We start from the raw sequence: 10,519 nt of genomic DNA on the forward strand, positions 1-10,519 counted from the left end.
GGGGAGGCGAATAGCCTCCCTTTTTTCAAGGTAATAAGCGGCAAAGGGCCTGGCAGCGCGAGAGATGGCGTGAGAACACTACCGCGCAGCGGCAAGAAATTATCTAATAAATAGATTATTACCGATCCAATCTCGTTATATATGCTACTCTTTTCAATACGAAATGCATAAAGGTAACAAGAGGACGGTTAACCATGGGTATTCTTTCCTGGATCATTTTTGGACTTATTGCCGGTATTTTAGCCAAGTGGATTATGCCGGGGAAAGACGGCGGCGGGTTTATTGTAACCATTATTCTGGGGATCATCGGCGCCGTGGTCGGCGGCTGGATCAGTACCTTCTTTGGTTTTGGCAAAGTCGACGGGTTTAATTTCGGCAGCTTCGTGGTGGCGGTAATCGGTGCGCTGGTTGTGCTGTTTATCTACCGTAAAGTGCGCAGCTAATTCTCTGCATTCTGTTTTATTCAAGTTAACAAAAGCTGCCGCTTATCGCGGCAGCTTTTTTATTATCGCAGGACTCAGGCAGCGTACCCACGCCAGGGCTACTGCCCGTCGGCATCCTCCGCAACCGGCACCACCTCCACGTGAACTTCGTAGTGCTTCGCCTGACCGGTCGGGATCAGGGCGGTTAGTTTGTTAATGGTTTCCGCCGGCGTATCGGTCGCGACCGTTGCTGAAAACAGCACCGGCTTGCGCGGCGGAAACGGTGGCGGGAACGGCGGCAGGGGACCATGACCCATCTCCAGCGGAGGACGGCCGCCGTTGTCGACAGCGGGCGTCGGAGCGTCGGTTTTATCAGCCGCAAAAGCGCTGGCGGCGGCCACGGCAGCAATAGCGAACAGCGCAAAGAGAGCTTTTTTCATCTGGTTATCCTCGATAAGCAAGTGCATAAAGAGTAGAGGGCGGCGGCAGGCGGGACAATGCCGTGCGGCGCGAATCCTCTGAATCTCCTTTATTCCTCGCGAATGTGAAGGTCAGATGAGAGCGGGTGTCATTGTGTTCGGGAGCCTCTTAATTCAGCAGTACGCTCATAATCAGCAGCACGGCCATGCACATCGACATAATACTGATATCAACAATCATTCTTTACGACAAAAGCTCCAGCAAACGGGTACGGCGGCCAGGTCACAGCACGTATTATAGTGGTTAAAGATTGTACCCTGCATGCATTCCCTGGACAAACGATTATTAGCCTGGCGTTGCCTGAACTGCCGCGCCTGACCATGGCTTCATGATGATACCGCGAACCGCACCTTGCCCTTAGCGGAGCAACATGAGGATAGCTCATGTTGCAATGAATTTAAGTCGCTTTCCCTCCATCACCGACTCTGGCAAAAATAGACCCATTAACGAATCAACAACATTTACCGGTTGAAGCGCGCCAGGTCTGACTCTGCGTCGCCAGTGGAGAGTACTCCGCTTATTCCGCTTTATGCCCGACACCAGGATGGACAATCGCCATGAATAACGAATTTACCTATACGATTAAGCGCAGCCGGTTTGATGAAAATTATAACCCTGCGGAAAATACGCGTATTACCACCAATTTTGCCAATTTGGCGAGAGGGGAGAGCCGTCAGGACAATCTGCGCAATACGTTAATCATGATGAATAACCGGTTTAATACCCTGGCGCACTGGGATAATCCCTACAACGATCGCTATGCGGTGGAACTGGATATTATTTCTGTCGAGATGAATATTGCTGATGCCGCCAGTTTTCCGGTGATAGAGATCCTGCAAACGCATATTGTCGATAAAAAAACCGGTGAGCGCCATGCCGGTATCGTCGGCAATAACTTCTCTTCCTGGGTACGGGATTATGATTTTAGCGTGCTGCTGCTGGAGCATAATAAAGACCAGAGCCGCTTCAGCGTGCCCGAAAACTTTGGCGAGCTGCACGGCAATATCTTTAAGGATTTCGTGCAATCCAGCGCCTATAAGACCAGTTTCAGCAAGGCGCCGGTGATTTGTCTGAGCGTATCCAGCAAAGATGTTTATCGTCGCACCGGTAACGAACATCCGGTTCTCGGTATTGAATATGCCCAGGAAGGCGTCTCGCTGACCGAGCGCTATTTCAGCAAAATGGGGCTGCAGGTGCGCTATTTTATGCCGAAACACAGCGTCGCGCCGTTGGCCTTCTATTTTTCCGGCGATCTGCTCAGCGATTACACCAGCCTGGAGCTGATCGCGACCATCAGCACGATGGAGACGTTTCAAAAAATATATCGTCCGGAGATTTACAACGCGAATTCCGCGGCGGGGCAATACTATCAGCCCAATCTCAATCACCTGGATCATTCCGTCACCAAAATTGTGTATGACCGGGAAGAGCGCAGCCTGTTGGCGATAGAGCAGGGTAAATTTACACAACAACATTTTATCGACCCGCACAAGACGTTGCTTGAGCAATGGTCTGCTAACTTCGCGCGTTGCTAAACCAATATAAAAGGCTACTTATTATGAAAACATGGCTTCCGACCTCCACCGCTGGCAGTTTACCGAAACCTTCCTGGCTGGCGCAGCCAGAGACCCTGTGGTCGCCCTGGAAACTGTCCAGCGAAGAATTACTGGCCGGCAAGCGCGACGCCCTGCGTTTGTCCCTCGACGACCAGCTGCGGGCCGGGATCGATATTGTCAGCGACGGCGAGCAAACGCGGCAGCACTTTGTCACCACCTTTATTGAACACCTCAGCGGCGTTGATTTTGCCAAACGCGAGATCGTGAAAATTCGTAACCGCTATGAGGCCAGTGTTCCAACCGTGGTGGGCGCCGTAGAGCGCCAGAAACCGGTCTTCGTTGAGGACGCGCGCTATCTGCGTCAGCTCACCAGTCAGCCGATAAAATGGGCGCTGCCGGGCCCCATGACCATGATCGATACGCTGTATGACAATCACTATAAAAGTCGGGAAAAGCTGGCCTGGGAGTTCGCCAAAATCCTCAATCAGGAAGCGAAAGAGTTAGAGGCCGCCGGGGTCGATATTATTCAGTTCGATGAGCCGGCCTTCAACGTCTTCTTCGATGAGGTGAACGACTGGGGGATCGCCGCGCTGGAACGAGCCACTGAAGGGCTGAAGTGCGAGACGGCAGTGCATATCTGCTACGGCTACGGCATCAAGGCCAATACCGACTGGAAAAAAACGCTGGGCTCAGAGTGGCGTCAGTATGAGGAGGCCTTCCCGCAGCTGCAGAAATCGTCCCTCGATATTATCTCTCTCGAGTGCCACAACTCGCGGGTGCCGATGGATCTGCTGGAGTTGATCCGCGGTAAAAAGGTGATGGTCGGGGCGATCGATGTCGCCAGCCATGCGATTGAAACTCCGGAAGAGGTGGCTGCTACCCTGCGCAAGGCGCTGGCGTTCGTCGATGCCGACAAGCTCTACCCCTCCACCAACTGCGGTATGGCGCCGCTGCCGCGCCAGGTCGCGACCGGCAAACTGCACGCCTTAAGCGCCGGTGCCGAGATCGTTCGCCGCGAGCTGGCGGTAAAATAAGGCGGACTGGCTTTCGTGCGCTTCTCCCGGTTAACCTCCTGAGCGGGCCGTTACCCGCTCAGCGTCAGGTTGCCGCCAGCGGGCGGCAGATCGCCCGCAGGGCCACGGCACTGCACAACGGAAACAGCGCCAGCAGAAGCCAGGGATAGACCGCCTGCGGCGAGGGGGTGAGCGCCTGGTCAAGCAAATGGCCGAGCAGCAAATTCCCGGCTAACACCGCGCACCCACCCGCAGTGGCGAGCGCCCCGTAGTGGGCGCCCAGCGTCAACTCCTCGGCAAACAGCGGGATGAGATCCTTGGCTGAGGGCACCAGCAGCATCTGGCCGAGGGTGAGCAGCGTGACAAAGCAGGCCGACGGCAATAATCGCAGCCAGCCGGCGGCGGGCGGCGAGTCGGCGAATAACGCCACGCTGACGAAGGAAGCCGACAGTAGCAGAAAGCCCACCGGCAGGATGCGCACGGCGCCAATACGTCGTGCGAAGCGGGCGAGGGGAAGCTGCAGGGTGATAATCAACAGCGAGGCCAGCATAAAAAGCGGCGCCAGATCCTGCTCACGGCCGCCTGCGCGTTGGATCTCCACCGGCAGGGCGAGGTACAGCTGGTTGTAGCTCAACAGCCATGAACTGTAGGCGAGAATAAACGCGACAAAGCGCGGCTGGCGCAAAGGGGTCCACCACGGAACCTGGCTGCGCGTTTGTGTCCGCTGCCCGTCGGCGGGCAGACAGAAAAAGAGCACCAGCAGCGCCAGAAGAAATAGCCCCGCACCGGCGAGGGCGATATGCCGAAAGCCGATCCCGCTCAGCAGCCCCCCGGCCACCGGGCCGATAACCGCCCCCAGCTCACCGCACACCGCAAACAGCGCAAACCACTCGGCGCGGCTGCGTTTTCCGTTGGCCTGGCTGTGGGTCCCGGTTCGCGCCAGCAGGGCCTCGATCGACGGGGAAAACAGCGCCCCGCCGACGCCGGTCAGGCAGGCGCCGAGGATAATCGGCTCCAGCGTTGTGCCGCACGCCAGCAGCAGATAGCCGGCAACGCGGACCACGCAGCCGGCGAGGATGATCGCCTTAGTGCCGTAGCGGTCGGCCAGCGTCCCGCCGATGATAAACATGCCCTGCTGAGAGAAGGTGCGCAGCCCGAGGATCAGGCCGATAAGCCCGCCGGAAAGCAGCATCTCGTCGCGCAGGAAGAGGGCAAGGAAAGGGACGACCGCATAAAAGCCAATATTAAAAACGAACTGGCTTCCCAGTAAAACGGGAGGCCAGAGGGTCGCGGCAGGGCGCAGGGGGAAGAGAGGCATACTCGCCCAACCTAAACGATGAAATGAATGTGCTTTTTACCGTGGTACGGGGAGATCTCGATTTTGGTTTTCACCCGGAAAACGTCCCACAGCAGCGCTTCGGACAAAATCTCCTCCGGCGTCCCGTTGGCGAGGATCTGCCCCTGCTGCATCACGATCAGCGAATCGCAGAACATCGCGGCATGGTTAAGATCGTGAATGGCCACAATGCTGGTCACCGGCAGTTCGCTGATCAACTGCATCAGCTGCATCTGATGGTGAATATCCAGATGGTTGGTAGGTTCATCCAGCAGGATCTCACTCGGGTTCTGCGCCAGCGCGCGGGCGATATGCACCCGCTGCCGCTCGCCGCCGGAGAGGCTCAGCCACCCCTGGTCGCTTTTCTCCAGCATCGCCACCCGCTGCAGCGCGGCGGTGACCGCCTCGTCATCCTGAGCGCTCCAGTTGGAGAACGGCGAGTGGTGCGGAATACGTCCCAGCCGCACGACGTCGCGCACCCGCATATTGGCCTCGGTCATGCCGTGTTGCTCGACGAACGCCACCCGGCGGGCGAGCTGCTTTTTCGCCATCCGGGCGATGTCGTGGCCGTCGAGGGTGACGCGACCCGCATCCGGGCGGCGCAGGCCCGCCAGAACCCGCAGCAGCGAGGATTTGCCGCAGCCGTTGGGGCCCAGCAGACCCACCGTTTCGCCGCGCGACACCCGCAGCGAGACATTATTGACGATGACCTTTTTGCCTGCCTTCCAGGTGATATTTTCAGCGCAAATACTCATCACTTATTCCTTGAGCGGTAGATAATCACGGCAAAGAAAGGCACCCCAACCAGGGCGGTCACCACTCCGACCGGCAGACTCTGCGGGGCAATCAGCAGGCGCGAGGCAATGTCCGCCAGCACCATCAGGATCGCCCCCGCCAGCGCGCTGGCGATCAGCAACGTCCGGTGCAGCGGGCCAAAGAAGAAGCGCATCACGTGCGGCACCACCAGGCCGACAAAGCCGATCGAGCCGGCCATGCTGACGATGGTGGCAGTAATCACCGCCGCGGTGGTGAAGAGAATCAGGCGCACGCGCGGCACGGCAATGCCCAGCGAAGCGGCGGCATCGTCGCCGAAGGTGAACGCGTCCAGCGCCCGGGCATACCACAGGCAGACCGCCAGGCCCGCGAGGACCACCACCAGAACCAGCTGGAATTCGGGCCAGCGGACGCCGCTGAAGCTGCCCAGCAGCCAGAACATCACATCGCGCGCCTGCTGCGCGCTGGCGGAGGTGCTGATGGTGTAGGCCGTGAGGGCGTTAAATAACTGCGAGGCGGCGACGCCCGCCAGGATGGTGCGCTCATTGCCGCCGCGCGCGCCGTTTGTCAGAAAGGCAACAAAGGCGAAGGCGGCGAAGGCTCCGGCAAACGCCCCGGCGGAGAGGGAGATCGCCCCGGCGCCAAGGCCCAGCACCACAATCGATACCGCGCCGGTGGAGGCCCCGGCGGAGACGCCGAGGACGTAAGGTTCCGCGAGGGCGTTCTTGAGCAGGCTTTGCAGCACGGCGCCGCAGATAGCGAGGCCGGCGCCGCAGCAGGCGGCGACCAGTGCCCGGCTGAGGCGGAAATCCCAGATAACGCTCTCGGAGATACGATTGAGAGGCACCGCGGTTAAGCCGGTTTTATTGCTGATAGCGTAAAAGACGTTCTGCAGCGGGATGGGCAGTTCGCCGACGCTGACGCCCACCGCAATCACCAGCGCCAGCACGAACACGGCGACGACACACCAACCGGTGAGCAGCATGCTGCGGCGCGTCTGAAGCACGGCGGCGCTCATCAGTTAAGCCCCATTTTTCTCAGCTGTTCGCCCACCTGCTCCGCGCCGTAAAGGGTGCGGATGGTCGGATTCATCGCCTGGCCGTCCATCACCACGATATGGCCTTTTTTCACCGCCTCCAGCTGGCTGACGGCGGGATCGCTTTTGAGGAATTTAATCTTCTCCTCGGCCTTATCCAGCGCCCAGCGGTTACGATCCAGGCTCGAGACCACGATCACATCCGGGTTGGCGGCAATGATGCTCTCCCAGCTCACCGTGGGCCACTCGGTCTCGGAGGTTATCGCATTATGACCGCCCAGCACGTTGGCGATAAAGCCGGAGGCGCTGTTTTTACCGCCGACATAGGCATCGGCCGATGGCGAGGCGCTGGAGAACCAGAAGACGAAGGAGAGATCTTTTTTGCTTTTACCGAACTCCTGACGCAGGTCGGCTTCACGTTTTTTGAAATCGGCGATCAGCGCCTGGCCACGATCTTCGACGTTGAAAATGCGGGCGAAATCGCTAATTTCCTGATACAGCCAGGTCATGTCCCACAGCTTCTGCCGGCTGCCGTACATATCGCCGGTAGCCTTTTTGGTGGCGCACATCCCCGGCGACACGTAGCTGTTCACGCCAACGGTGGCAAGATCTTCACGCCTGGCGACTTTGCTTTCCGGCCCCAGCAGCAGCGGCAACTGGGCGGGAACGAAATCGGGATTTTGCGCCAGCACGGATTCCAGACTCGGGATTTCCACCGTCAGGGTTTTAATCTTCGCGTTTTGCTCAGCCAGCTGCGGTAATACCGTAGTCGGCCAGAAGGCGCTGGCCACCACCTGCTTTTGCAGCCCAAGCAGCAGCAGGATTTCGACCGTATTTTGCCCCAGCGCGACCACGCGCTCCGGCGGCCGGGTAAAGGTCTCCTGATAGCCACAGTTTTCAATCGTCAGGGGGTAGGTTGTTGCCAGCCCGGAACTGACGGCGGTGAACATCAAGCCTAACGCGCAGAGGACCTTCTTCATTAAACGCTATCCTTGTAAACAGGCGAGTAAATGACCAGTAAATGGGAGTAATGCAAATGAAACTCATTATTGGGGCGGGGTTTTATACAATGCCGTATTTACAGTGTCAATGAGTGACTATTTCAGCAGGGAAGGGATTACCCGCGAGGCGGGTGGGTCAGCGCGCCAGAGGGCCGCGAATATACGTCTGCAACCCCTCGGCGAGGAAATTAAATACCCGCTTACAGGCGGGGCTATGGCGCAGGTCCTCATGCATCACCAGCCAGGTATCGAGATACAGAGAAAAGTCGGCCGCCAGCACTCGCTGCAGGGGAATAATGCCGTCGGCGAGGGGCGCCTGGCAGATGCCGATCCCTGCCCCGGCGCGGATCAGGTTCAGCTGGGCGAGGTCGCTATCGGTGCGCATCGCGAAGGCCTCGCGCTGAAAACGGGGATAGCGCTCAAGAGCCCGGCGAACGAGGGGGGTGGCGCTGTCGAAACCAATCAGCGCGTGGCCGTCAAGCTCCTCAGGCGTAGCGGGCCGACCCTGGCGGGTCAGATAGGCATCGGTAGCATGCAGCCCAAGCTCGATCCTGCCGAGACGCCGCGCGATAAGCTGCTCCTGCTGCGGAGCGACCATCCGCACCGCGATATCCGCCTCCCGGTGAAGCAGATCCTGAAACCGATTGGAGAGCATCAGTTCGATGACGATACTCGGGCACGCTTGCCTGAGCCGGGCAATCAGCGGCGGCAGCACCTCGGCGCCGACCACCTCGCTGGCGGCCACCCGCACCACGCCACGCAGATCGGTGCTGTCGCGACTAAAGTTAGCCGCCGTGCGTTCCAGCGCCCGGGCGGTGTTGGCCATTGTCTCGGCGTGCGCCTGCAGCGCCAGCGCCGCGTCGGTCGCCAGCAGGCCGGTTTGCGAGCGGGTAAATAAGGCCTGGCCGAGGGCGGCCTCCAGGCCGGCGATATGGCGACCCGCCGTCGGCTGAGTGATGTTCAGGGTGCGCGATGCGCCCGATAAAGAGCCTTCCTGCAGGACGGCGAGAAAGGTTCGGTACCACTCCCAGGGAATAGAGGTATTCATACAAAAATGTATAGCCGCTCGATGATGGTATGCAATTTCATTTGATATGAGCCGCAGGTAGGCTGTCAAGCATCCATTAGCGAACGGGGAAAGACGATGAACAGCAGCGGCAAAGTCCTGATTTTGGGAGCAAGCGGGGGCATAGGCGGGGAAGTGGCGCGTCGGCTGGCGGCGGACAACTGGCAGGTTCGGGCGCTGAAGCGCGGCGCCCAGCTTCATGGGCCCGAAGAGGGCATGCAGTGGATTGCCGGCGACGCGCTGGATGCCGGGCAGGTGGCGGCGGCGGCTGCCGGTTGCGACGTGATCGTCCATGCGGTCAATCCGCCGGGCTACCGGCACTGGCGGCAGCAGGTACTACCTATGCTGCGCAACACCCTGCAGGCCGCCGCCCAGCAGCGGGCGTTAGTTGTCCTGCCCGGCACGGTCTACAACTATGGACCGGATGCCTTTCCGCTGATTGCTGAAGCTGCCGCGCAACGGCCGGTGACCCGCAAAGGCGCCATCCGGGTGGAAATGGAGCAGGCGCTGGAGGATTACGTACAGCGCGGCGGCAGGGCGTTGATTGTCCGGGCGGGCGATTATTTTGGTCCGCGCGCCGGAAATAACTGGTTTTCCCAGGGGCTGGTCAAGCCAGGTCAGCTTCCCCGGACTATCAGCCTACCAGGGGCGATCGGCGTGGGGCATCAGTGGGCCTGGCTGCCCGACGTTGCCGCCACCATCGCCGCGCTGCTGGCCCGCAGGCATGAGCTTGAGCCGTTTGCCCGCTTTCATATGCAGGGCCACTGGGACCCGGACGGCAGCGAAATGAGCCAGGCGATCCAGCGGGTGGTCGCCCGCTATGGCGGCAGGGCGGTAGTGAAGTCCTTTCCCTGGTGGCTGGTGAAGCTGGCGGCGCCCTTCAACGCCACCCTGCGCGAAATGGTCGAGATGCACTATCTCTGGCGTCTACCGGTACGCCTGCGCAACGATAAGCTGGTGGCTTTTTTAGGCGCGGAGCCGCATACCCCGCTCGATCGTGCCGTGCATCTGACGCTGCAAGGCCTGGGCTGTCTGCCCGCCGGCGCGATTAACCATGAGGCGCGTGAGGCATAACGCGGCGAGAGAGGTGAGGAGGGTGGGGCGTTATTGTGACCAAATCATAATAACGTCACTCGTTGTCAAACGATAGCGATCGCATTAAGCTAAACGGATGACGAAAAATACCCCCACCCCAGCAAGCCGTGGCCCCGTTGACCACAGCGTTCGGGACCAGATTCTTGACGCGGCCATGGCGCACTTCAGTCGCTATGGCTATGAAAAGACCACGGTCACCGATCTCGCCAAAGCAATAGGCTTTTCCAAAGCCTATATCTACAAGTTTTTTGACTCCAAGCAGGCGATTGGCGAGGCAATCTGCGCCAGCCGGCTGGAGAAGATCATGGTGGCCGTCAGCGAGGCCATCGCCGATGCACCCTCCGCCAGCGAGAAGCTGCGCCGCCTGTTCCGGGCGCTGACCGAGGCCGGCAGTGAACTGTTTTTCGAGGATCGCAAACTGTACGACATCGCCGCCGTCGCGGCGCGCGATAAATGGCCCTCAACGGAGCAGTATGCCGGTCATCTGCAGCAGCTGATTGGTCAAATCCTGGTCGAAGGCCGCCAGGCGGGTGAGTTCGAGCGCAAAACCCCGCTGGATGAGGCGACCCTGGCGGTCTATATGGTGATGTGTCCTTTCATCAACCCGGTGCAGCTGCAATACAATCTCGACACCGCGCCCACCGCGGCGGTGCTGCTTGCCTCCCTGATCCTGAGAAGTCTCTCCCCCTGATTTGTGACCATTGACTTTATTGGTCACTAGTCTGAGAATGCAGTCACCA

11 protein-coding genes are annotated in these 10,519 nt (G+C 59.4%); 5 read left to right on the top strand and 6 right to left on the bottom strand.

Translation table 11 applies throughout. The annotated features are described in order from the left end of the window. Nucleotides 1–194: 194 nt before the first annotated feature. Nucleotides 195–443 (top strand): GlsB/YeaQ/YmgE family stress response membrane protein, encoded by a 249-nt coding sequence (locus tag ABLV76_RS01705; RefSeq protein ID WP_004203110.1) that lies wholly within the window; start codon nt 195–197, stop codon nt 441–443. Between the two features lie 98 nt (nt 444–541). Here the strand turns inward: ABLV76_RS01705 and ABLV76_RS01710 are convergent, their stop codons facing one another. Further along, nucleotides 542–862: a hypothetical protein gene (locus tag ABLV76_RS01710; RefSeq protein ID WP_004203108.1), complete on the bottom strand. Its 321-nt coding sequence runs from the start codon at nt 860–862 to the stop codon at nt 542–544. 597 nt (nt 863–1,459) lie between these two features. Between ABLV76_RS01710 and ABLV76_RS01715 the strand changes: the two genes are divergently transcribed. Next, nucleotides 1,460–2,437, top strand: a complete 978-nt coding sequence (locus ABLV76_RS01715) for a DUF1852 domain-containing protein (RefSeq protein WP_004203107.1) — start codon at nt 1,460–1,462, stop codon at nt 2,435–2,437. A gap of 23 nt (nt 2,438–2,460) precedes the next feature. Beyond that, nucleotides 2,461–3,492, top strand: a complete 1,032-nt coding sequence (locus tag ABLV76_RS01720) for a methionine synthase (RefSeq protein WP_004203106.1) — start codon at nt 2,461–2,463, stop codon at nt 3,490–3,492. Nucleotides 3,493–3,556: 64 nt separating this feature from the next. Here the strand turns inward: ABLV76_RS01720 and ABLV76_RS01725 are convergent, their stop codons facing one another. From ABLV76_RS01725 to ABLV76_RS01745, 5 genes are all read right to left on the bottom strand, one after another. Next, on the bottom strand, nt 3,557–4,789 hold the full coding sequence (locus ABLV76_RS01725; protein WP_348878147.1) for an MFS transporter: 1,233 nt from the start codon (nt 4,787–4,789) through the stop codon (nt 3,557–3,559). Nucleotides 4,790–4,800: 11 nt separating this feature from the next. Continuing rightward, a complete protein-coding gene (locus ABLV76_RS01730) occupies nt 4,801–5,562 on the bottom strand; it encodes an ABC transporter ATP-binding protein (protein ID WP_004203103.1) in 762 nt (253 codons plus the stop codon). Continuing rightward, nucleotides 5,562–6,599: an iron chelate uptake ABC transporter family permease subunit gene (locus ABLV76_RS01735; protein ID WP_057215889.1), complete on the bottom strand. Its 1,038-nt coding sequence runs from the start codon at nt 6,597–6,599 to the stop codon at nt 5,562–5,564. The genes ABLV76_RS01730 and ABLV76_RS01735 overlap by 1 nt, the downstream gene beginning before the upstream one ends. Beyond that, nucleotides 6,599–7,597 carry an ABC transporter substrate-binding protein gene (locus tag ABLV76_RS01740; RefSeq protein ID WP_004203100.1) on the bottom strand — a complete coding sequence of 333 codons (999 nt, stop codon included), beginning with the start codon at nt 7,595–7,597 and terminating at the stop codon, nt 6,599–6,601. The genes ABLV76_RS01735 and ABLV76_RS01740 overlap by 1 nt, the downstream gene beginning before the upstream one ends. A gap of 157 nt (nt 7,598–7,754) precedes the next feature. Beyond that, nucleotides 7,755–8,666 (bottom strand): LysR family transcriptional regulator, encoded by a 912-nt coding sequence (locus ABLV76_RS01745; RefSeq protein ID WP_004203099.1) that lies wholly within the window; start codon nt 8,664–8,666, stop codon nt 7,755–7,757. 96 nt (nt 8,667–8,762) lie between these two features. Between ABLV76_RS01745 and ABLV76_RS01750 the strand changes: the two genes are divergently transcribed. Together ABLV76_RS01750 and ABLV76_RS01755 are read left to right on the top strand one after the other, a co-directional pair. Next, nucleotides 8,763–9,758, top strand: coding sequence for an NAD-dependent epimerase/dehydratase family protein (locus ABLV76_RS01750; protein WP_064187680.1), 996 nt, complete (start codon nt 8,763–8,765; stop codon nt 9,756–9,758). Between the two features lie 97 nt (nt 9,759–9,855). Further along, nucleotides 9,856–10,470 (top strand): TetR/AcrR family transcriptional regulator, encoded by a 615-nt coding sequence (locus tag ABLV76_RS01755; protein ID WP_004203096.1) that lies wholly within the window; start codon nt 9,856–9,858, stop codon nt 10,468–10,470. Nucleotides 10,471–10,519 lie beyond the last annotated feature (49 nt).

The organism is Klebsiella sp. GB_Kp047 (assembly GCF_040065235.1).
GTDB classification, from domain to species: Bacteria; Pseudomonadota; Gammaproteobacteria; order Enterobacterales; family Enterobacteriaceae; genus Klebsiella; species Klebsiella quasipneumoniae.

Coding starts and splice junctions, on each gene's coding strand:
- ABLV76_RS01720 (WP_004203106.1), top strand. CDS start 2,461: ATGAAAACATGGCTTCCGACCTCCACCGCTGGCAGTTTACCGAAACCT.
- ABLV76_RS01725 (WP_348878147.1), bottom strand. CDS start 4,789: ATGCCTCTCTTCCCCCTGCGCCCTGCCGCGACCCTCTGGCCTCCCGTT.
- ABLV76_RS01755 (WP_004203096.1), top strand. CDS start 9,856: ATGACGAAAAATACCCCCACCCCAGCAAGCCGTGGCCCCGTTGACCAC.
- ABLV76_RS01715 (WP_004203107.1), top strand. CDS start 1,460: ATGAATAACGAATTTACCTATACGATTAAGCGCAGCCGGTTTGATGAA.
- ABLV76_RS01730 (WP_004203103.1), bottom strand. CDS start 5,562: ATGAGTATTTGCGCTGAAAATATCACCTGGAAGGCAGGCAAAAAGGTC.
- ABLV76_RS01710 (WP_004203108.1), bottom strand. CDS start 862: ATGAAAAAAGCTCTCTTTGCGCTGTTCGCTATTGCTGCCGTGGCCGCC.
- ABLV76_RS01745 (WP_004203099.1), bottom strand. CDS start 8,666: ATGAATACCTCTATTCCCTGGGAGTGGTACCGAACCTTTCTCGCCGTC.
- ABLV76_RS01705 (WP_004203110.1), top strand. CDS start 195: ATGGGTATTCTTTCCTGGATCATTTTTGGACTTATTGCCGGTATTTTA.
- ABLV76_RS01735 (WP_057215889.1), bottom strand. CDS start 6,599: ATGAGCGCCGCCGTGCTTCAGACGCGCCGCAGCATGCTGCTCACCGGT.
- ABLV76_RS01750 (WP_064187680.1), top strand. CDS start 8,763: ATGAACAGCAGCGGCAAAGTCCTGATTTTGGGAGCAAGCGGGGGCATA.
- ABLV76_RS01740 (WP_004203100.1), bottom strand. CDS start 7,597: ATGAAGAAGGTCCTCTGCGCGTTAGGCTTGATGTTCACCGCCGTCAGT.